This is a genomic window from Streptomyces lienomycini, assembly GCF_027947595.1.
In the GTDB taxonomy this organism is placed as follows: Bacteria; Actinomycetota; Actinomycetes; order Streptomycetales; family Streptomycetaceae; genus Streptomyces; species Streptomyces lienomycini.
Map to the genome: position 1 here is coordinate 1,341,479 of NZ_CP116257.1, position 20,101 is coordinate 1,361,579.

The following is a 20,101-nucleotide window of genomic DNA, read 5'->3' on the forward strand; positions in this document are numbered from 1 at the left end:
AATGATCCGCGTCAGGGCAGCAGCGTACGGGGAGTCACCGCGCCTTTGCTATCCAGGCCCGACGCCGATGTGCACGACGTCCGGAACGCCCCGGGCAACGGGGATCTCTTCGGTACGCACCTGTTGGAATCCGGCATTACGCAAGGTTTCTTCGAATTCCGGAGAGGGCTGCGCGGACCATACGGCAAGCACCCCGCCGGGCCTCAACAGCCGCGCGCAGCCCGCCAGTCCGGACGGCGCGTAGAGCCCGTCGTTGCCCTCGGTGACGGTCCAGCCGGGGCCGTTGTCGATGTCGAGGCACAGGGCGTCGTACGTGTCGGATGTCTCATTGACGTACGCGACCAGGTCCGCCTCGACGATCTCCGTGCGGGGGTCGGCGAGGGCCTCGGCGGAGAGCGGGGCCAGCGGCCCGTCGCGGTGCCAGTCGATGATCGCGCCCTCGCGTTCGACGACCGCGATCCGGCCCCAGCGGGGGTCCGCGGCCGCGTGGACGAGGGAGAAGCCGACGCCGAGTCCGCCGATGAGCAGGCGCGGCGCGGTCCGCCCGCCGGCCGTGGACAGCGCGTCGGCCGCCGCGTCGACCAGGCGGCGTTCGGAGCGTCCGTCGGAGGTGTCCATCAGGAAGCAGCCGTTCGCGATGATCTGCAGCAACGTCCCGTGCCGGCGCAGGACCACCTCGCCGTACGGACCGTCGCGGCGGTCCAGCACCTCGGGGATGTCGGCCAAGGGGTGGGAAGTGAGGGACATCGGCCCATCCTGGCACCCGCCCCGCGCAGGAATGCCGGTCGGTCCGGGGGCGCTGTGCACAGGAGGGCCGCCGCTTGCCCGCGAGGTGCCGAGGCGCGGCCCCGCGCTTGATCGCTCAGAGCGAACAGCTGGTGGGGAACAATCAGAGGCTCCCTTTCATTGAGTCGATGTAACTCAACTTGACTGCCGAAGGGGAGATCATGGCTGCTGAGTCCGCCGCCTTCACACCGCTCACCCTGCCCGTGCTGCCGCTCGACGACGAAGTGGTCCTGCCCGGCATGGTCGTCCCCCTGGACCTGAGCGACGCCGAGGTACGGGCCGCGGTGGAGGCCGCCCAGGCCGCCGCCAGGTCCGAGCCCGGCAAGCCCCGCGTCCTCCTCGTCCCGCGCATCGACGGCACCCACGCCGCCACCGGCGTCCTCGGCACGGTCGAGCAGGTCGGCCGGCTGGCCGACGGCGACCCGGGCGCCCTGATCCGCGGCCGGGGCCGGGTGCGCATCGGCGCCGGCACCACCGGTCCGGGCGCCGCGCTCTGGGTCGAGGGCACCCGGGTCGACGAGACCGTCCCCGATCCGCTGCCCGGCCAGGTGGCCGAGCTGGTGACGGAGTACAAGGCGCTCGCCACCGCCTGGCTGCGCAAGCGCGGCGCCTGGCAGGTCGTCGACCGGGTCCAGGCCATCGACGACGTGTCCGCGCTCGCCGACAACTCCGGTTACTCGCCCTTCCTCACCACCGAGCAGAAGGTCGAGCTGCTGGAGACCACCGACCCGGTGGCCCGTCTCAGGCTCGCCACCCAGCAGCTGCGCGACCACCTCGCCGAGCAGGACGTCGCCGAGACCATCGCCAAGGACGTCCAGGAGGGCGTCGACAAGCAGCAGCGGGAGTTCCTGCTGCGCCGCCAGCTCGAAGCCGTACGCAAGGAGCTGCGCGAGATCAACGGCGAGCAGGACGGCGAGGAGTCCGACGACTACCGGGCCCGCGTCGAGGCCGCCGACCTGCCGGAGAAGGTCCGCGAGGCCGCGCTCAAGGAGGTCGACAAGCTGGAGCGCTCCTCCGACCAGTCGCCGGAGGGCTCCTGGATCCGCACCTGGCTCGACACGGTCCTGGAGATGCCGTGGAGCGAGCGCACCGAGGACGCCTACGACATCCGGGGCGCCCAGGCGGTGCTCGACGCCGAGCACGCGGGCCTGGAGGACGTGAAGGAGCGCATCACCGAGTACCTGGCCGTGCGCAAGCGGCGCGGCGACCGGGGCCTCGGCGTGGTCGGCGGCCGGCGCGGCGGTGCCGTACTGGCCCTGGTGGGCCCGCCCGGCGTCGGCAAGACCTCGCTCGGCGAGTCCGTCGCCCACGCGATGGGCCGCAAGTTCGTCCGCGTCGCCCTCGGCGGCGTCCGCGACGAGGCCGAGATCCGCGGCCACCGGCGCACGTACGTCGGGGCGCTGCCCGGCCGGATCGTGCGGGCGATCAAGGAGGCGGGGTCCATGAACCCGGTCGTCCTGCTCGACGAGATCGACAAGGTGGGCTCGGACTTCCGGGGCGACCCGGCCGCCGCCCTCCTCGAAGTCCTCGATCCGGCGCAGAACCACACCTTCCGGGACCACTACCTGGAGGTCGAGCTGGACCTCTCCGACGTGGTCTTCCTGGCCACCGCCAACGTCCTGGAGGCGATCCCGGAGGCCCTGCTCGACCGCATGGAGCTGGTCCGCCTCGACGGCTACACCGAGGACGAGAAGGTCGTCATCGCCCGTGACCACCTGCTCCCGCGCCAGCTGGAGCGGGCCGGACTGGACGCCGACGAGGTCACCGTCGACGAGGGCGCCCTGCGCAGGCTGGCCGGCGAGTACACCCGCGAGGCGGGCGTACGCACCCTGGAGCGGTCGATCGCCCGGCTGCTGCGCAAGGTGGCGGCCCAGCACGAGCTGGGCGAACGGAAGCTGCCGTTCACCGTCACCGACGGCGACCTGCGCGCTCTGATCGGACGGCCGCACCACGTGCCCGAGTCCGCGCAGGACCCGGCGGAGCGGCGCACCTCGGTGCCGGGCGTGGCCACCGGCCTCGCGGTCACCGGCGCGGGCGGCGACGTCCTGTACGTCGAGGCGTCGCTGGCCGACCCGGAGACGGGCGCGGCGGGGCTGACCCTGACCGGTCAGCTGGGCGACGTGATGAAGGAGTCGGCGCAGATCGCGCTGAGCTTCCTGCGCAGCCACGGCGCCGAGCTGGAACTGCCGGTGGGCGACCTCAAGGACCGGGGAGCGCACATCCACTTCCCGGCGGGCGCGGTCCCCAAGGACGGCCCGAGCGCCGGCGTCACCATGACCACGGCCCTCGCCTCGCTGCTCTCCGGCCGGCTGGTCCGCACCGACGTGGCGATGACCGGCGAGGTCTCGCTGACCGGGCGGGTGCTGCCGATCGGCGGGGTCAAGCAGAAGCTGCTCGCCGCGCACCGGGCGGGGATCACCACGGTGATCATCCCCAAGCGCAACGAGCCCGACCTGGACGACGTCCCGGCGCAGGTGCTGGACAAGCTCGACGTCCACGCCGTCACCGACGTCCGCCAGGTGCTGGAACTGGCGCTCGCACCGGCGACCAACGGTGCGGAGTCGGAGGTTCCGGTCGCGGCGTGACGGACGCGCACCGGATGAGGTGAAGGCCCGGGTCCCGTGAGGGTTCCCGGGCCTTCGCCCGTGCCGTTGGCGCCGGTCAGCCGCTGGCGCCCGTCAGCCCGTGGCGCCGGTCAGCCGTTGGCGAGCGCCTGGACGCGGTCCAGCGCGCCGTTGAACTTGTTGTGGTCGCCCACCGTCGGACCGGACGACGTGTACTGCCACATCGTGTAGTAGCCCCAGCCGGCCGGCAGCGTGCCCACCGTCGAGGCGTACCGGGCCACCCACAGCGGGTTGTTCGCGGCGAAGCCGCCGTAGTTGCCGGTGCACTGGGTCCACCAGCTGGTCGCCGTGTAGATCACGGCGTCCCGGCCGGTGCGGGCCTTGTACGTGTTCAGGAAGTCGCGGACCCAGGTGACCATCTGGCTCTGCGTCTTGCCGTAGCAGGTGGCCCCGTACGGGTTCCACTCGATGTCGAGCGCGCCCGGCAGCGTCTTCCCGTCCTTGGACCAGCCGCCGCCGTGGTCGACGAAGTAGTTGGCCTGGGTGGCGCCGCTCGTCGTGTCCGGGGTGGCGAAGTGGTACGAGCCGCGGATCATGCCGACGTTGTAGGAGCCGTTGTACTGCTGGGCGAAGTAGGGGTTGGTGTAGTAGGTCCCCTCGGTGGCCTTGGCGTAGGCCCACCTGACGCCGCTGTTCCACAGGGTCGACCAGGCGACGTTGCCCTGGTGGCTGGAGACGTCCACGCCCTCGGTCTGGGCCGCGCGGCCCGGTACCGGGGTGCCGTGCTCGCCGTCGTGGGCCGCGACGCCCATGCCCATGTGGGCGGAGCCGCGCGGCGGGACGTCGGCGGACGACGAGGCGTGCGCCGGAAGAGTGAAGACGAGGGAGAGCGCGGCGAGCAGGGTCCCGGCGACGGCGAAGCGCCGTCCACGGGCCGATCCGGGTCTGTGCACGAGCATGACGTGCCTCCGATGGCTCGGTGGTGGCTCGGTGGGGGATGCGCGAGTGGGGAGAACCCATGAGTGGCGTGAGCATGCCACCAGCGGGTCCGGTGAAGACGCTACGCACGTAGAACGGGGGTGGGAAGAGGGACCGGCAGCCGCCGTTGGTCTAAGCCTGCGAAATACTTGCCAAGCTGCGGTGATGGCGGCCCGTGGCGGAAACTTTCAGGACCGGGAAAATCGAGGCAGGGGCTGACGTGCACGAAGACGGGAACGACGGCGGTCGCGGAGTTGAATCCCACCTGTCCGGCAGTGGTGTGAACCAACCGGAGTTCCTGGCACTGGAACGCGAGTTGACGGTCCTGCTGCGACGGGCGCGGGCCAACCAGGGCGAGATGGCCCGGGAGGTCCACCCCGACCTGGAGTCCTCCGCGTACGGCCTGCTCGTCCGGCTCGGCGAGTGCGGCGGGCAGCGCGCCACGGACCTGGCCGGCTTCATCGGCGTCGGCAAGGCGACGATGTCCCGCCAGCTGCGCGCCCTGGAGGAACTCGGGCTCGTCGCCCGCGAACCCGATCCCGCCGACGGCCGGGCCTGGCTGGTCACCCTCACCCCCGAGGGCCAGGAGCGCGTGGGCAGGGTCCGGGAGGCCCGCCGCGCCCGGTACGCCCGCAGGCTCGCCGACTGGAACCCGCGCGAGGTGACCGAACTGGCCCGGCTGCTGCACGAACTCAACCGGGGCATGGAGCGGTAGCGCCGGGCCGGCCGTCGCCCGGCCGAGCCCGGACCCGCCCCTGCGACGCGGCCCCTCTCACAACTGCGCGTACACCACCGTCGCGTCGTCGTGCGTCTTGCCGCGGCCGAGGAACGTCCGGTCGCCCGCCGCGTCCACGCGCTCCAGCTCCCGCACCCGGTCCACCAGACCCCGGGCGCCCTGCTTGCGTACCAGCGCCAGGCACTGCGCCCAGTCGCCCTCCCCGAACTTCTCCACCCACCGTGCGGCCCCGTCCGTCAACGCGGCCAGCGTCCGCACCCCGTCGCGCGGCAGCACCCCCGTCACGGCACGTGCCGCCACCGCGGGATCGGCCGCGGCCGTGAAGAAGCCGCCCTCCCTGTTGCGCAGGTTCGCGTCCACCAGCGCCTCCGAGGCGAGGGCCGCACGGGGCAGCCGGGCCAGCCGGTCGTCCAGGACCGCCGAGACCGTGCCGTCCGGGGCCTCCACCAGCAGGGCCGAGTCGGACAGCACCAGGTACTCGACCGAGGCCGGGGACCAGCGGGCGAGGACCACGGTTGCCTGCGGCGTGCGCGGGTGAGAAAGGTCACAGGTTTCGGCGTGCGCCGCCGAGGTACGAGCGATGGCGCGGGACAGGGCCTCGGCGAGGGGAAGATCCGGGAGTGAAACGGTCAGTTCGGTCAGTGCGCCGCCGAGGCGCGCGGTGAACCACGGCACGGAATGCAGACAGCCCGACGCGGTCCGTGGCGGCGTCACACCGTCCAGCACGACGAGTGAACCGCCCTGTCCCGAGGCCGGTAGCCCGACGCTCGCGAAGTCCTCGTTGGGGTGGTCGGCCAGACCGGGTTCCGAGACAAGTTCCGTGCGCATCCGGCCAGTCTGCACGACCCCTTCACAGGGTCCGCAAAAGATCGGCGACTTCCCCGCAATCAACGCAGCAGCGCAGGTCAGGCGCCGGATTTGGGAGGAGATTCCGTGCTCCGGCTACGCGTGGCGGCACATAGTGCCACCGCCTGTCGCGGACGTCCAACCGGCACGCCGCGCGACCACCCCGTACGAGCCGTCGGAACTTGCTCCCCAACTCCCGTCCGGGGTTCACTCCTTCGGGTGGCGGGTCGGATGATGCGCGCTCACCACCCACCGGCACTGGGAGGGTCGGGAACCGGTGGGGGGCATGTCCCGCTCACGCGGTCTCCCCGCCCGACGCGCTGCCGGCGGCCGGGAAACGGCCCAGAGCCCGGCGGAGTGCGCACGCGCCCCCGACCGGCCAGTTGACGGAGCGCCACCCGGTCCCACGGGTACACGAGTCAGGAATGCGAGCACCGGTGCAGAAGACGCGGCCTCGTCGCACAGGCAAGCAGACGGCCCCCGCGGGGAGCGCGGAGCGTACCCCCGGCGCCTCCACCCCACCGCCTCCCCAGACCCCACCCGTGGGCAAGGGCCGTCCCACCCACGTACGCAACCGCCTCATCGTCGCGGTGGCGGTCGTCGCCGCCGCCGTCGCCGGGGCCGGAGCCCCGTCGGTCGTGGCCGCCTCCGGGCAACTGCACGACTCCCAGTCACTGGTGACGCTCGCCGAGCAGACCCAGGGCGCGCTGACCCTCGCCCATTCCCTCGCCGACGAGCGCGACGAGGTCACCCCGTACATCGCGGCCGGGCGCCCCAAGTCCAAGGCGCCCTCCGAGCAGCGCAGCGCCCGCGTCGACCGCCAGGTGGAGGAACTGCGCACCGACACCGACACGCCCGCCTCCCTGCGCGACGACCTGGACGCCGTCGCGGCGCTGCGCCGGGCCGCGCTCACCGGCAAGAGCACCGCCCTCGAGGCCCACGACGCGTACTCGGAGGCGATCACCGAACTCCACGCCCTCGCCGAGGAACTGGGCGAGGAGTCGCCGCCCCGTGCGGGCGCCGGCGCGTACGCGCTCGCCGAACTGGACACCGCCGTCCAGCAGGCCGCCGCCACCCGCGGTCTGCTGCTCGCGGCCCTGAACGTGCCGAGCACCACCGAGACGGTCATCGACCCGTTCACCGGCCTGCCGACCGAGGAGACCACGACCAAGGGCTCCGACGCCAAGCAGCGCGACGCGCTCTCCGCCGCCGCCCAGCAGGCCCGCGTACGGTCCGACGCGGCGCTCGCCGACTTCCGCGAGAGCGCGCCCAAGGAGGCCCGGGACCGCTTCGACGCCACCGTCGCCGGGCCCGAGGTCAACTCCGCGGAGAAGTACCTCGCCGGTCTCACCGACGAGCCGACGCTCTCCGACGACGACCTCGCCACCAGCACCAAGAGGCTGGACGCCGCGCTATCCGCCCGCGTCGACGCGATGCGCGGCGCCGAGTCCGCCCTGTACGAGAAGCGGGTCGAGGCCCTGGAGCAGTTGCGGGACGACGACGTCACCGCGCTGGAGGTCCGGATCGCGCTCCTCGGCGCCCTGATCCTGCTGGCCCTCGGCATCGCCACCGCGCTGGCCCGCACCCTCACCCGCCCGCTGTCGGTACTGCGCCGCGGCTCGGCGCGGCTGGCCGGCGCGGAGGACCCGACGGCCGAGGAACCGGTCGCCTTCACCGGCCGCAACGACGAGTTCGCGCAGGTCGTCCGCTCCGTCAACGCCCTGCACGCACACGCCGTCACCCTCGCCGAGCGGGTCGGCACGCTGGAGGCCGACCGCAAGCACCTCGTCGGCCAGCGGCAGAAGATGGCCGACACCCGCGAGCAACTGCGAGCCGAACTCGCCGAGTCCGTCGCCCAGCTCGACGTCGTCCGCAAGAGCATCGGCGGCACCTTCGTCAACCTCGCGCTGCGCACCCTCGGCCTGGTCGAGCGGCAACTCGCGGTCATCGAGAGCCTGGAGGACCGCGAGCAGGACCCGGACCGGCTCGCCACCCTGTTCAAGCTCGACCACTTCGCCACGGTCATGCGCCGGCACAGCGAGAACCTCCTGGTCCTCGCCGGTACCGAGCACGTGCAGCACAGCACCTCGCCGGTGCCGCTGGTCGACGTGGTCCGGGCCGCGGTCAGCGAGATCGAACGGTACGAGCGGGTACGCATCGCCGCGCTGCCGCCCCACGCCCACGTGGCCGGGTTCGCCGCCGACGACCTCTCCCACCTGCTGGCCGAGCTGATGGAGAACGCCACCTCCTTCTCGCCGCCCGACCTGCCCGTCGAGGTCTCCGGCTGGCTGCTGGAGAACGGCGAGGTGATGCTCTCCGTCCAGGACGAGGGCATCGGCATGGCCACCGAACGCCTCCAGCGGCTCAACGCCCGCCTCACCGACTTCGACCCGGACGCGCCGTTCGACCAGGAGGGCGAGGACGGTCTCGGGCTCGGTCTCTACGTCGTCGCCCGGCTCGCCCACCGGCACGGGGCGCGCGTGCGGCTGCGGGAGCAGAAGCAGGGCGGTGTCGCGGCGGTCGTCGTGCTCCCGACCCCGCTGCTCGCGGCGGCCCCGCCGGCGGCGCTGGCCCCGACCGTGCCGGTGTCCGACGGCACCGGCTCCTTCTCCCTGCCGGGTGCCGACGCGGAGGCCAACTCCAACGTCCTGCGCGGACGCGCGGAGAAGGCTCAGCAGCCGGAGAAGGCGGAACAGGCGGAGAGGGCAGAACAGGCGGAACGGGCAGAGCGGGCGGAGGGAGCGGAGGGGACGGAGCAGGCTCGGGCGAACGCCGGGGACGAAGCAGACACCCGTCCCGACACCGACCCGCTGGTGGCCTCGGCCGAGGCAGCCGTACGCCGCGCGGAGGCGGACGCGGAGGCGGACGGGCCGCGCGCGACCCCTACCACCGAGCCGGAGGCCACGCAGCCGGAGGCCCCGGAGCCGGAGAGCGAGGAACCGGCCACCCCGCAGGCGGAAGCCGCAGAGCCGGAGAGCAAGGAACCGGCCACCCCGCAGGCGGAAGCCGCGCAGCCGGGAGCCGTGGTGCCCGACGAGGGTGACGCCCTGGCCGGGGAGGCCGCCCCGCAGCCCGGTCGTGATCTCCCCGACGACGCGACGATGGCCCTCTTCCTCCCGGCCGTCGCGGAACCGGAACCGGAACTGGCCCGGGAACCGGACCCGGAACCGGCCCCCGAACCGGAACCGGCGCCGGAAGCGACTCGGCCGGAGCCCGCACCCGGTCCGTACGCCATCGGCCCCGACGCCCATGACCGCACGCCGGACGAGAGCGCGGCCCGGACCCAGGACCGGGCGGACCGGATGGACCCGGTGGACGCCGCGGCCGCGTCGGCCGACACCGAATCCCGAAGCGCCGCTCCGGAACCGGAGGAGCCCGTCACCGACAAGGGCCTGCCGAAGCGGACCCCGAAGCTCGCCGCCCCGGCCTCGGTGCCGCGTCCGCGCGCGTCGGGTTCCGTCGACGCCGAGGCACTCCGCCGTCGCCTGGGAGGATTCCGCCAGGGGGCGGAGGCGGGCCGCCGGGACGTCGAGGCGGAGATCGCCGACCGGACGGACCGGCACGAGGCGCCGCCCACCGCGGCGGGCACGACCGAAGAAGCAACGGGGGGCACCGTCGAGGAGGCAAGCAGTTGACCGCGCCCAGTACCTTCGGACTGAGCAGTGAAGCCCGCAATCTCCACTGGCTGCTGACCAACCTCGTCGAGGAGGTGCCCGGCATCCAATCGGTCGCGGTGGTCTCCTCCGACGGCCTGCTGCTCCTCTCCTCCGACCCCGGTCGCAACGAGGAGGCCAGGCAGGTCCGCGAGACGCCCCGCGCGGGCCCGCGCGGCTCCGCCGCCGACCTCGCCACCGTCGTCTCCGGCGTGGGCAGCCTGACCGTCGGCGCCGCCCGGCTGATGGACGTCGGCGCCGTGAAGCACACGATGGTCACCATGGACGAGGGCAGCCTGTTCGTCATGTCGATCAGCGACGGCTCGCTGCTCGGCGTGCACGGCTCCGCGGACTGCGACATGAGTGTCGTCGCGTACCACATGGCGCTCTTCGTCGGTCGCGCCGGCCACGTCCTGACCCCCGAACTCCGCAGCGAACTGCGGCAGTCGCTGGAGTCCCCGGAGTCCGAGTCGGCGGGGAGGACCCGATGAGCAGCAGCCCGCGGAAGAGTCCGAAGAACCTCCCCGTACGCGGCGCCGACCGCAAAGCGGCCCGCGTCCGCCCCTACTCGCTCACCGGCGGCCGCACCCGCTTCGGCCACGTCCTGCTCGTCGAGACGTTCGTCGGCGCCACCGCCGGCACCGCCGCGCTCGAAGCCGCCGAGGAGCGGAAGGAGCTGACGAACGGGAGCCTCACCTCCCGCGTGATGCCGGAGATGCGGGCCATCGTCGAACTGTGCCGCCGTATGCGTACGGTGGCCGAGATCGCCGCGCTGCTGAAGATGCCGCTCGGTGTGGTCCGCGTCCTCATCAGCGACCTGGCGGACCAGGGAAAGATCCGTGTGTACGGCACCGGGACCGGCCACGGCACGGGCCGCCCCGACCGCGCACTGCTCGAAAGGGTGCTCAGTGGGCTCCGCCGTCTCTGACGCCGCCGCGTTCGGCGTCCCCCCGCTCGTCGACACCGACGGGCCCGTACAGCCCTGGCAGCGGGACGCCACCCGGGCGCCGGTCGCCACGAAGATCGTCGTCGCGGGCGGTTTCGGCGTCGGGAAGACCACCCTGGTCACCGCCGTCTCGGAGATCACGCCCCTGCAGACCGAGGCGCTGATGACCGAGGCGAGCGAGGAGACCGACGACCTCACCGCCACCCCGGGCAAGGTCACCACCACCGTCGCCATGGACTTCGGCCGCCTCACGCTCGACGACGACCTGGTGCTCTACCTCTTCGGCACGCCGGGCCAGCAGCGGTTCTGGTTCATGTGGGACGACCTGGTGCGCGGCGCGATCGGCGCCGTCGTGCTGGCCGACACCCGCCGCCTCAAGGACTGCTGGCCGGCGCTGGACTACTTCGAGAGCTGCGGACTGCCGTACGTCGTCGCCGTCAACCACTTCGACGGCAGCGAGCTGTTCGACGCGGAGGACGTGCGGGAGGCGTTGACGATCCCGCCCCACGTACCTGTCATGATCATGGACGCGCGCCGCCGGATCTCGGCCATCGAGACCCTGCTGTCCCTCGTGGGCCACGCGCTCGACGAGACCCCCGAGTAGTCCACGAGCAGTCCCCGAGCAGTCCCCTTAGGAGCGTCCCCCGCATGCGGAAGATACTCGTCGTCGGAGCCGGCCAGTCCGGTCTCCAACTCGCCCTCGGCCTCCAGTCGCACGGCTACGAGGTCACCCTGATGTCCAACCGGACCGCGGACGAGATCCGCACCGGCCGGGTCATGTCGACGCAGTGCATGTTCCACACCGCCCTCCAGCACGAGCGCGACCTCCAGCTGAACTTCTGGGAGTCCCAGGCCCCGAAGATCGAGGGACTCGGCCTCTCGGTGGCGGCCCCCGGCTCCCACGACCCGGGCCCCTCGCAGCGCGCGATCAACTGGCTGGGCCGTCTCGACGGCCACGCGCAGTCGGTCGACCAGCGGGTGAAGATGGCCGGCTGGATGGAGACCTTCGCCCAGCGCGGCGGCCAGTTGGTCATCCACGGCGTGGCCGTCGGCGACCTGGACTACTTCTCCCGCGCCTACGACCTCGTCCTGGTCTCCGCGGGCAAGGGCGAGCTGGTCCAGATGTTCGGCCGCGACGCCTCCCGCTCCCCGTACAGCGAGCCGCAGCGCGCCCTCGCCGTCGCCTACGTCCACGGGATGGACCCGCGCCCGGAGCACCCGGAGACCGAGGCCGTGCGCTGCAACCTGGTGCCCGGCGTCGGCGAGCTGTTCGTCATGCCGACGTTCACCACCTCGGGCCGCGCCGACATCCTGTTCCTGGAGGGCATACCCGGCGGCCCGCTCGACGTGTTCAAGGACGTCAAGGACCCCTCGGAGCACCTCTCCCTGACCCTGGAACTCATGGAGAAGTACGTCCCCTGGGAGTACGCGCGCGCCACCAAGGTCGAACTGACCGACGCCGGCGGCACCCTCGCCGGCCGCTACGCCCCCACCGTGCGCCACCCGATCGGGCGCCTGCCCGGCGGCGGCGCCGTCCTCGGCGTGGCCGACGTGGTCGTCGCCAACGACCCGACCACCGGCCAGGGCTCCAACTCCGCGTCCAAGTGCGCCGCCTCCTACCTCGCCTCGATCCTCGAGCGAGGGGACCAGGAGTTCGACGAGGCGTGGATGCGGCAGACCTTCGACCGCTACTGGGACACGGCCCGGCACGTCACCAAGTGGACCAACGCCATGCTGGCCCCGCCGCCCGAGCACATCGTCGGCCTGCTCGGCGCCGCCGGTGAGCTGCAGCCCGTCGCCGACCGCATCGCCAACGGCTTCAACGACCCGTCCGACTTCGAGAACTTCTTCTACGAACCGGCGAAGACCCAGGGCTACCTGGCGGAGGTCTCGGGCGCCGCGGGCGCGTAGGACGCCGCGTATCCCTCGTCGGACCCCTCCGACGCCCCCGCGGGGAGCCTCGGCGGCGTGTAGCGCCGCACGGGCTCCTCGCCGGGGTCGGGGCGCACCGCGCCCAGGACCGGGTTGGCGGCGATCGGCGAGACCTTGACGTCGGCGCCGGGGCGTGGGGCCTGGACGACCATGCCGTCGCCGAGGTACAGCGCCACGTGGGTGGCCTCGGGGAAGTACACGACCAGGTCGCCGGGGCGCAGTTCGCCGAGCGGCACGTGCGTGAGCCGCGCCCACTGCTCCTGGCTGGTCCGCGGGATCGGCGTCCCGGCCCGCCGCCAGGCCACCGAGGTCAGCCCCGAGCAGTCGTAGGCGGCCGGGCCCTCGGCGCCCCACTCGTACGGCTTGCCCAGCTGCTCCACCGCGAAGCGCACCGCCCGGTCGCCCTCGGCCGAGGGCCTGGCGTCGTCGCCGAGCGCGCCGGACGCGAGGAACCGCTCCTGGTCCTCGGCGACGCCGCTCTCCTCCAGCTCCGCCAGCGCGGCCAGTTCCCGCGGGGTGAGCGAGGCGAGGAGTTCCTCCACGGCGCGCAGGCGTTCGCGTACGCCGTCCCGTTCGCTCTCCTGGCGCTCGGCGAGGGCGGTCTGCCGGGCCAGGGCCGCACGGGCGCGTCCGGCCAGCTCGTCGGCCTTCCTCGCGTCGCCGGTCAGGCGGCCCACGGTCTCGGACCGCTCCCGGGACAGCCGGCCGATCACATGCCCCTGGTCGAGGGCGTGCTGTGGGTCGCGGGCCAGCAGCAGCCGCAGGTAGGGGGAGAGGTTGCTGCTGTTCTGGTACTGCTGCCGGGCCAGCCGTCCGGCCGCGCCGCGGCTGTCGCGCAGGGACAGCCGGGTCCGGGCCAGCTCGGCGTCCAGCCGTTTCACCTCGGTGCGCTGCCGCTTCAGCCGCTCCTCGGTGCCGTTGTAGGTCTCGGTGGCTTTCTCCGCCTCCCGGTACAGCCGCTGAAGGTCCGTCAGCAGCTCGGCCACGGACCGGTCGCCGGTGGGTGCGGCGGCCCCGTCGCCGCCGGGGGGCGCGGACTCTTCGCCGCCGGGTGGCGCGGACTCTTCGCCGGTGGACGCCCCGGTGCCGGGTCCGGACCCGCCGGGTTCCGGTTCGGCCGCGGCGGACACGGGCGCGAGGACGATCCCGGCCGCCACCGTCGCCGTGCACACCAGACGCAGAAGCCTTCCTGACACGCCATCACCTCCGATGCGGGGCGGTGGGTCCGCTCCGCACGGTGAGCATGTGGCGGGTCCGCGGGGCGCGCGCGCCGAGTGTGCGCGGACCGGCGCAACGGGGTCACCCGTCCGCGTCGTCCGGCTTGCCGCGCGGCGTGGCGTCTGGATCGGCGGCCCCCGAGCGGTCCGGCCTCGACCAGGGCCACTTCCGGCCGGAGCCCCTTCCGCCCGCGGGGTCGTACGTGTACTTCCAGCGGGCGAACCGCAGCCCGCCCCGGGAGTCGCGGGGCACGCGCCGGTACACCAGCACGGTGGGCGGACCGCCGTCCGGGTCCGGTACGGGGATGCGGTACGTCTTCGGCGGGTGCCCGGTCATCCCGACCAGGACGGGCAGCACCCGCCCGTCCATGGGGCCGCCCTCGAAGGGGGTGTCTTCGCTCTTCACGGCACCAGTGTCGGTGATCGGCGCACCGGGGCGAGAGGGCGGCGCACGCCGTCAGAGGTCCGCGGCCAGGGCCTCGACCAGCGTCGCGGTCTGCGGGTCGCGGCGGGCGGTGACCGTCAGTACGGCGAGGAACTGCTCCACCAGCCAGTCCCGCAGCTCGCCGACGGGCGGCTGCTTGTCCTCGTCCAGCCAGATCAACGAGGCCGCCTCCACCGCCGTGATCCACATCCGCACGGTCATCCGCAGCCGGGGGCCGGGCCCGGCCACGTCCAGGTGGTCCAGGATGTGCTCGGCGGCGGCCCGGCGCACTCCGTCCACGATGCCGGAGGTCTGCGACGTCTCGACCACGCTGCCGCCGCGCAGCAGGGCGCTGAAGCCGGTGTCGTGCTGGTCGACGAAGGTGAGGTAGCGGTCCAGGGCGCGGGAGAGCCGGGCCAGCAGCGGGCCCTCGCGGGGTTCGTCGAAGCACAGCCGCAGCTCGTCGGCGGCCGACCCGAGCGCGGCCTCGTACAGCTGCTGCTTGCCGCCGGGGAAATACCGGTACACCAGCGGGCGCGAGACCCCGGCCTGCTCCGCCACGTCGTCCAGGGAGACCTCCTCCGGCGCCCGGCGCGCGAAGAGGACGAGCGCCGCCTCCAGCAACTGGACGCGGCGCTCCTCGACGCTGAGGCGGCGGTAGGCGGGGGTGGGAGCCTGCGGGGTCATGAACCGCAGCGTAACCCGCAGGACGCCGCGCCCACCCACGCCGGCGGACCGGACCGACGGCTCTACGCCAGCAGCCCCGACGACCTCCGCAGCCGTCGTCCGACGCCGCGCAGTACGCCGATGTCGTCCAGGCTGTGTTCGCTCTGCGGCTCCGCCGCGTGGCAGTGAGGCGCTGCGGTCTCGTGAGCGGGAGTGCTACGCCAGCAGCCCCGACGACCTCCACAGCCGTCGTCCGACGCCGCGCAGTACGCCGATGTCGTCCAGGAAGTCAGTGAGGCGCTTCGCTCCGGTCTGCATGATCTCCGTGCGGTGGCCGCTGGCCTTGACCTGGGCCAGGGCCTCGCGCTTGTCGAGGCCGACGTTCGTGTACACGTCCGGGTTGATGAAGGCGAGGGAGAAGACGCGGGCGAACTCCCCGGAGGTGACCCGGGTGAACTCCTGCGACCACTTCGGGGCCGTCACCATCTGGCGGCGCAGCTCCTCACGGGCGTACCGGACGTGCCGGGCCTCCTCCACGACGTGGATGCGCGTGACGCCCCGGATCAGCGGCTGGACCCGCTCGTCCGGGAACGTCAGCCGCTGCATCCAGTCCAGGACCTCCTCGCCGAGCAGCGTGGCGGTGAAGGAGCCGGGCGTGGTGGAGATCGTCTTGAACAGGCGCCCCAGGTGCTGGTGGACGGGGCTCACCGGGTACCAGGGGGTCTCGCCGCGGGATATGAGCCGGGCGAACATCTTCGAGTGCCGGCACTCGTCCTCGATCTCGGTCAGCGCGTACCGCACGTGGGCGCTCGTCGCCGCCTTGTCGTAGATGTGCCGGACCAGGAGCTGCATGAGGATCAGCTCGAACCAGATGCCGAGCGAGGCGAGGGCCGCGGCCTCGTGCTGGGAGAGCGCGATGCGCTGCTCCTCGCTCATCCGCTGCCACATCGGCGTGTCGTACAGCGACACCAGCTCCGGCGGCCAGAACCACTTGCCGTCCTCGAACGGCGCGTCCCAGTCCAGCTCCTTGTCCGGGTCGAAGGAGTGCTTGGCGGACGAGTCGAGCAGCCGTTCGGCCACCTGCTCCCGGTCCTTGAGCAGGCCGAGCGCGTCGCGCAGGCCCTCGAGCGCGTCGGCTTCCGTCAGGGTCGTCATGGCTGTGTCCCACCTCGTCGAACGGATCGTGTTACCCGCGGTCACTCCAGCGTGCTGCGTCTTATGAGACTGCGTGTCAGCAAGCTCGTCAATCCCCCGCGCGGAACTTGTTGACCGCGAGTAAAGGTGGGGTGGCCGTCAATCGTCCGGCGTGGGTTCGCTCGATGAGGCGCTCCGTCGGCGTTCGTCCTGGGTACGCTGGCCATGTCCGTCAGACTCCGGCACATGGGAGCGATCATGAGCGCCGCACGCGACTACGGGCTGGACGACGACTACCAGTGGCCCCGTCCGCCCGAGGGCGGCTGGACGGCGGACGACCTCGACGAGCTTCCCAACCTGCCTCCGCACACGGAGCTGATCGACGGGAGCCTTGTCTTCGTGAGTCCGCAGACCCGCTTTCACATGCGCACCATCCGGCTGCTTGAGTACGCGCTGCTCGGTCAGGCGCCGGACGCGTACGACGTCGACCGAGAGTTCAGTGTCAAGCTTGACCGGCGAAACCGTCCAGAACCGGATGTGTTGGTATATCGGGCGGATGCCGACACCGGACCGCGGCAGACGTGGCACCACTCGGATTCCGTTGTCCTCGCCATCGAAGTGGTGTCCGAGGACTCCCAGGAGCGGGACCGGGACGTGAAACCGCGGAAGTATGCGTTGGCGGGCATCCCGTACTACTGGAGGGTCGAGGAAAACGAGGGGCTGCCAGTCGTCTACACCTACGAACTCGACCGGGCCACGGACACCTATGGCCTTACTGGCATCCACCACAACCGACTGAAGCTCAATGTCCCGTTCCCTCTCACGATTGATCTCACCGTCATCAACCGCCGGCCGCCGGTGATGCCACCTTCGGGCCTGCTGTAGAGAGCACCGCCTCCATCACCCCCCGCGCGATCGGCGCCGCCAGCCCGCCCCCGCTGACGCCGCCGCGGTCCGCCGCCGAGCCCTCGACCACCACCGCGACCGCGACCTTCGCCTCCATGTCCCCGTCGCCCCGCGCCCAGGAGATGAACCACGCGTACGGCGTGCCCGAGTTGCCGACGCCGTGCTGGGCCGTGCCGGTCTTGCCGCCCACGGTGGCACCCTCGATCGCGGCCTTCGCGCCGGTTCCCCGCTCCACCACGCCGGTCATCAGCTCCTTGAGCAGTGCCGCCGTGGCGGGGCGCATCACCTCCCGGGTGGGACGCGACCCGGCCGCCGCCACCAGGCTGCCGCCCGCCCGCAGGGTGCGCTCCACCAGGTACGGCGACCGCACCTGCCCGCCGCCCGCCACCGCCGCCGCGACCACCGCCATCTGCAGCGGAGTCGCGCGCGTGTTGTACTGCCCGATCGACGACAGGCCGAGCTGCGCCCGGTCGACCGAGGTGTCGAAGGTGCTCCGCGCGACGGGGAAGGGCACCCGCAGCCCGTCGTCGTTGAAACCGAAGGCGTCCGCCATCGCCGTCATGCCGCCCACGCCCACGTCCACGCCGAGCTTGGCGAACACCGTGTTGCAGGACCACTCGAACGCCTCCCGCAGCGAGGCGTCGCGGCAGCCGTCGGCCTCGTTGGTGAGCTTCGTCCGCGTGCCCGGCAGGGTGTACGGGTCGGGGGAGCGGGTCGGCGCGTCCAGGTCGCGGACCACGCCCGCGTCCAGCGCCGCCGCCGCGGTGACCACCTTGAACGTCGAACCCGGCGGATAGGTCCGGCTCACCGCCCGGTTGAGCATCGGCTTGTCCGGGTCGTCGTTCAGCCGGTGCCAGGTCCGGGTGGCGGCCGCGCTGTTCCCGGACAGCAGCTGGGGGTCGTACGACGGGGTGGAGACCAGGGCCAGGATCCGGCCCGTGGACGGCTCGATCGCGGCCACCGCGCCCTTGCGCCCGCCCAGGCCCTCGAACGCCGCCCGCTGCGCGGCCCCGTCGATCGTCGTCACGACGTCGCCGCCCGGATTGTGCGCCCCCGTGACGTCGTTCCACAGCGGCAGCGGCGCCAGCATCGGGTCGGCGCCGGACAGCAATCCGTCCTCGGCGTGCTCCAGCAGCGTCGTCCCGTACGCCTGCGAGGCGAAGCCGGTGATCGGCGCGTACATCGGCCCGTTCGCGTAGGTCCGCTCGAAACGCAGGTGCTCGCCGGTGTCCCGGGAGCCGGTGACGGCCTCGCCGCCGACCAGGATGTCCCCGCGCGGCTGCTGGTAGCGGGCGATGTCGGGGCGGCGGTTGGCCGGGTTGCCGTCGTACTCCGGCTTCTGGACGATCTGCACCCGGGCCGCGTTGACCACCAGGGCGACCAGCAGCAGGGCGCAGAAGACGGCGGCGTGCCGGATGTGCCGGGTCACGCGGGCGCCCCGCGCCGGGCCGCGTGGCTGACCCGGATCAGCAGCGCCACGATCGCCCAGTTGGTGACGACGGAGGACCCGCCCTGGGCCAGGAACGGCATCGCCATGCCGGTCAGCGGGATCAGCCCGGTCACCCCGCCCGCGATGACGAACACCTGGAGCGCCACGATCGAGGAGAGGCCGACCGCGAGCAGCCGGCCGAACGGGTCGCGGACGCCGAGGCCCGCCCGGTAGCCGCGCTCCACCAGCAGCCCGTACAGCAGGAAGACGGCGGTCAGGCCCAGGAAGCCCAGCTCCTCGCCCGCGGTCGCCAGGATGAAGTCCGACTTCACGGCGAAGCCGATCAGGATCGAGTGCCCGAGGCCCAGACCCGTGCCGGTCACCCCGCCGGCCGCGAAGGCGAAGAGGGACTGGGCCAGCTGGCCCGGCCCGTCGCCCGCCTCGATGGACGCGAAGGGGTGCAGCCAGTCCTCCACCCGGCTGTGCACGTGCGGCTCCAGCCAGCCCACGGCCACCGCGCCCAGCGAGGCCAGCACCAGGCCGACGGCGATCCAGCCGGTGCGGCCGGTGGCGACGTAGAGCAGGACGACGAACAGGCCGAAGAACAGCAGCGAGGTGCCGAGGTCCCGCTCCAGGACCAGGACGCCGACGCTGACCAGCCACACCGCCACGATCGGGCCGAGGACCCGGCCCGTGGGCAGCTGGAGGCGCCACACCCGGCGCCCCGCGTACGCCAGCGCGCTGCGGTTGGCGGCCAGGTAGGCGGCGAAGAACACCGCGAGCAGCACCTTCGCGAACTCGCCGGGCTGGATGGAGAAGCCCTGGACCCGGATCCAGATGCGGGCGCCGTTCACCGCCGGGAAGAAGATCGGCACGGTGAGCAGGGCGAGCGCCGCGGTGACGCAGACGTACGCGTAGCGCGCCAGGACGCGGTGGTCGCGCAGGAGCAGCACGACCACGATGAACAGCGCGACGCCCAGCGTCGACCACACCAGCTGCGTCGGGGCCGCCCGGTCGCCCGGCGTCTCCAGGTCGAGCCGGTAGATCAGCACCAGGCCGAGCCCGTTGAGCAGCACGCCGATGGGCAGCAGCAGCGGGTCCGCGTACGGGGCTCGCAGCCGTACCGCCAGATGGGCCAGGAGCGCGAGCACACCGAGCCCGGCGCCGTAACCGGCGGCGCCGGGCGGGAGGGTGCCGTGCTGGGCGAGGCCGACGTTGCAGTAGCCGAACACCGACAGCAGTACGGCCATCAGGATGAGCGTGAGTTCGATGCCCCGGCGCCGGGGGAGTCGGGCGACGGGAGCGGGGGTGTCCGCCTGTGCCACGGTGATCCCGGTTCCGGTTCCGGCCTTGGTCATGTCCGGAACTTACCTAAATGGTGTGGTGTGCACGCCGTCTGGATCAGCACCAGCGCGGCGCGGGGCCGACGTTGTCGATGTAGCGGGCCGCGCCCCAGGCCCAGGTGCCGTCCGTCAGGAGGTACCAGAGGGGGTTGCCCTTCACCTTGTCGCCGGGCGTCTTGCAGTAGATGGAGACGGTCTCGCCCCGGTGGGCGTACCGGATGACGTCCGAGCCGCGGGCCGGCGAGGTGTGCAGGGCGAGCCGGTCGGCCGTCACGACACCCCGGTAGCGGCCCCGTTCCTGGCGGCCGTCGCTCCCGCCCCACGCGTCGCCGCCGTTCCCGCCGCCGGTGGCGGCGGAGGTGGAGCCCGGGTCGCCGTCCCGCGCGTCGCTCGCGACGGCGGGCGTGACGGCGACGGCGGTGGCGAGCGCGCCGGCCGCCAGGGCGGTGGCGAGGCCGCGGACCAGGGGGGAGCGCGAGACCGGTGCGGACAGTAGGGGCATGGGAGTACCTCCCGGGAGCGAACGGGTCTTCAGGTGACT

General features: G+C 72.8%; 18 protein-coding genes. 8 read left to right on the top strand and 10 right to left on the bottom strand.

From position 1 onward, the window contains the following. Nucleotides 1-48: 48 nt before the first annotated feature. Nucleotides 49-747, bottom strand: a complete 699-nt coding sequence (locus tag BJ961_RS06375) for a spermidine synthase family protein (protein WP_271320330.1) — start codon at nt 745-747, stop codon at nt 49-51. Between the two features lie 200 nt (nt 748-947). Between BJ961_RS06375 and lon the strand changes: the two genes are divergently transcribed. After that, nucleotides 948-3,371 carry an endopeptidase La gene (gene lon, locus BJ961_RS06380; protein ID WP_271320331.1) on the top strand — a complete coding sequence of 808 codons (2,424 nt, stop codon included), beginning with the start codon at nt 948-950 and terminating at the stop codon, nt 3,369-3,371. 110 nt (nt 3,372-3,481) lie between these two features. On the opposite strand, the gene BJ961_RS06385 is transcribed toward lon, so the two are convergent. Further along, entirely contained in the window at nt 3,482-4,309 is an 828-nt protein-coding gene (locus tag BJ961_RS06385) for a lysozyme (protein WP_271320332.1), read from the bottom strand. Between the two features lie 239 nt (nt 4,310-4,548). Here BJ961_RS06385 and BJ961_RS06390 point away from each other — a divergent pair, with 239 nt between their 5' ends. Next, entirely contained in the window at nt 4,549-5,043 is a 495-nt protein-coding gene (locus BJ961_RS06390; protein ID WP_271320333.1) for a MarR family winged helix-turn-helix transcriptional regulator, read from the top strand. A gap of 57 nt (nt 5,044-5,100) precedes the next feature. Here the strand turns inward: BJ961_RS06390 and BJ961_RS06395 are convergent, their stop codons facing one another. Continuing rightward, nucleotides 5,101-5,892: a protein phosphatase 2C domain-containing protein gene (locus tag BJ961_RS06395; protein WP_271320334.1), complete on the bottom strand. Its 792-nt coding sequence runs from the start codon at nt 5,890-5,892 to the stop codon at nt 5,101-5,103. A 443-nt stretch (nt 5,893-6,335) separates the two neighbouring features. Between BJ961_RS06395 and BJ961_RS06400 the strand changes: the two genes are divergently transcribed. The 5 genes from BJ961_RS06400 to BJ961_RS06420 are packed head-to-tail and all read left to right on the top strand — an operon-like array spanning nt 6,336 to nt 12,420. Continuing rightward, entirely contained in the window at nt 6,336-9,545 is a 3,210-nt protein-coding gene (locus BJ961_RS06400) for a sensor histidine kinase (protein ID WP_271320335.1), read from the top strand. After that, nucleotides 9,542-10,054: a roadblock/LC7 domain-containing protein gene (locus BJ961_RS06405; protein WP_271320336.1), complete on the top strand. Its 513-nt coding sequence runs from the start codon at nt 9,542-9,544 to the stop codon at nt 10,052-10,054. Before BJ961_RS06400 ends, BJ961_RS06405 begins: the two co-directional genes overlap by 4 nt. Next, nucleotides 10,051-10,491 (top strand): DUF742 domain-containing protein, encoded by a 441-nt coding sequence (locus tag BJ961_RS06410; RefSeq protein WP_271320337.1) that lies wholly within the window; start codon nt 10,051-10,053, stop codon nt 10,489-10,491. The genes BJ961_RS06405 and BJ961_RS06410 overlap by 4 nt, the downstream gene beginning before the upstream one ends. Continuing rightward, complete coding sequence (locus tag BJ961_RS06415) at nt 10,472-11,113, top strand: GTP-binding protein (RefSeq protein WP_271320338.1); 642 nt, start codon at nt 10,472-10,474, stop codon at nt 11,111-11,113. Before BJ961_RS06410 ends, BJ961_RS06415 begins: the two co-directional genes overlap by 20 nt. A 44-nt stretch (nt 11,114-11,157) precedes the next feature. Continuing rightward, the gene (locus tag BJ961_RS06420) at nt 11,158-12,420 is read left to right on the top strand and encodes a styrene monooxygenase/indole monooxygenase family protein (RefSeq protein ID WP_271320339.1); all 1,263 of its coding nucleotides are present in this window, start codon (nt 11,158-11,160) and stop codon (nt 12,418-12,420) included. Here the strand turns inward: BJ961_RS06420 and BJ961_RS06425 are convergent. The 4 genes from BJ961_RS06425 to BJ961_RS06440 form a co-directional block, all read right to left on the bottom strand. Continuing rightward, complete coding sequence (locus tag BJ961_RS06425; RefSeq protein WP_271320340.1) at nt 12,384-13,637, bottom strand: C40 family peptidase; 1,254 nt, start codon at nt 13,635-13,637, stop codon at nt 12,384-12,386. The two genes, BJ961_RS06420 and BJ961_RS06425, sit on opposite strands and share 37 nt — an antisense overlap. A 103-nt stretch (nt 13,638-13,740) precedes the next feature. Then, complete coding sequence (locus tag BJ961_RS06430; RefSeq protein ID WP_271320341.1) at nt 13,741-14,064, bottom strand: hypothetical protein; 324 nt, start codon at nt 14,062-14,064, stop codon at nt 13,741-13,743. A gap of 51 nt (nt 14,065-14,115) precedes the next feature. Further along, a complete protein-coding gene (locus tag BJ961_RS06435) occupies nt 14,116-14,769 on the bottom strand; it encodes a TetR/AcrR family transcriptional regulator (RefSeq protein ID WP_271320342.1) in 654 nt (217 codons plus the stop codon). A gap of 195 nt (nt 14,770-14,964) precedes the next feature. Further along, nucleotides 14,965-15,903, bottom strand: coding sequence for an AurF N-oxygenase family protein (locus tag BJ961_RS06440; RefSeq protein WP_271320343.1), 939 nt, complete (start codon nt 15,901-15,903; stop codon nt 14,965-14,967). A gap of 237 nt (nt 15,904-16,140) precedes the next feature. Between BJ961_RS06440 and BJ961_RS06445 the strand changes: the two genes are divergently transcribed. After that, the gene (locus BJ961_RS06445; protein WP_271416980.1) at nt 16,141-16,767 is read left to right on the top strand and encodes a Uma2 family endonuclease; all 627 of its coding nucleotides are present in this window, start codon (nt 16,141-16,143) and stop codon (nt 16,765-16,767) included. On the opposite strand, the gene BJ961_RS06450 is transcribed toward BJ961_RS06445, so the two are convergent. The 3 genes from BJ961_RS06450 to BJ961_RS06460 are packed head-to-tail and all read right to left on the bottom strand — an operon-like array spanning nt 16,724 to nt 20,062. Further along, entirely contained in the window at nt 16,724-18,217 is a 1,494-nt protein-coding gene (locus BJ961_RS06450; protein WP_271320344.1) for a penicillin-binding transpeptidase domain-containing protein, read from the bottom strand. The genes BJ961_RS06445 and BJ961_RS06450 overlap by 44 nt on opposite strands. After that, on the bottom strand, nt 18,214-19,575 hold the full coding sequence (locus BJ961_RS06455) for an FtsW/RodA/SpoVE family cell cycle protein (protein WP_271320345.1): 1,362 nt from the start codon (nt 19,573-19,575) through the stop codon (nt 18,214-18,216). The genes BJ961_RS06450 and BJ961_RS06455 overlap by 4 nt, the downstream gene beginning before the upstream one ends. A 43-nt stretch (nt 19,576-19,618) precedes the next feature. After that, entirely contained in the window at nt 19,619-20,062 is a 444-nt protein-coding gene (locus BJ961_RS06460) for an SH3 domain-containing protein (RefSeq protein ID WP_271320346.1), read from the bottom strand. Between the last annotated feature and the right edge of the window lie 39 nt (nt 20,063-20,101).

What these genes read in the sequence shown, in the direction of transcription:
- BJ961_RS06375 (WP_271320330.1), bottom strand. Translation starts at nt 747, where the DNA reads ATGTCCCTCACTTCCCACCCCTTGGCCGACATCCCCGAGGTGCTGGAC.
- lon (WP_271320331.1), top strand. Translation starts at nt 948, where the DNA reads ATGGCTGCTGAGTCCGCCGCCTTCACACCGCTCACCCTGCCCGTGCTG.
- BJ961_RS06385 (WP_271320332.1), bottom strand. Translation starts at nt 4,309, where the DNA reads ATGCTCGTGCACAGACCCGGATCGGCCCGTGGACGGCGCTTCGCCGTC.
- BJ961_RS06395 (WP_271320334.1), bottom strand. Translation starts at nt 5,892, where the DNA reads ATGCGCACGGAACTTGTCTCGGAACCCGGTCTGGCCGACCACCCCAAC.
- BJ961_RS06400 (WP_271320335.1), top strand. Translation starts at nt 6,336, where the DNA reads ATGCGAGCACCGGTGCAGAAGACGCGGCCTCGTCGCACAGGCAAGCAG.
- BJ961_RS06410 (WP_271320337.1), top strand. Translation starts at nt 10,051, where the DNA reads ATGAGCAGCAGCCCGCGGAAGAGTCCGAAGAACCTCCCCGTACGCGGC.
- BJ961_RS06420 (WP_271320339.1), top strand. Translation starts at nt 11,158, where the DNA reads ATGCGGAAGATACTCGTCGTCGGAGCCGGCCAGTCCGGTCTCCAACTC.
- BJ961_RS06435 (WP_271320342.1), bottom strand. Translation starts at nt 14,769, where the DNA reads ATGACCCCGCAGGCTCCCACCCCCGCCTACCGCCGCCTCAGCGTCGAG.
- BJ961_RS06440 (WP_271320343.1), bottom strand. Translation starts at nt 15,903, where the DNA reads ATGACGACCCTGACGGAAGCCGACGCGCTCGAGGGCCTGCGCGACGCG.
- BJ961_RS06445 (WP_271416980.1), top strand. Translation starts at nt 16,141, where the DNA reads ATGAGCGCCGCACGCGACTACGGGCTGGACGACGACTACCAGTGGCCC.
- BJ961_RS06455 (WP_271320345.1), bottom strand. Translation starts at nt 19,575, where the DNA reads ATGACCAAGGCCGGAACCGGAACCGGGATCACCGTGGCACAGGCGGAC.
- BJ961_RS06460 (WP_271320346.1), bottom strand. Translation starts at nt 20,062, where the DNA reads ATGCCCCTACTGTCCGCACCGGTCTCGCGCTCCCCCCTGGTCCGCGGC.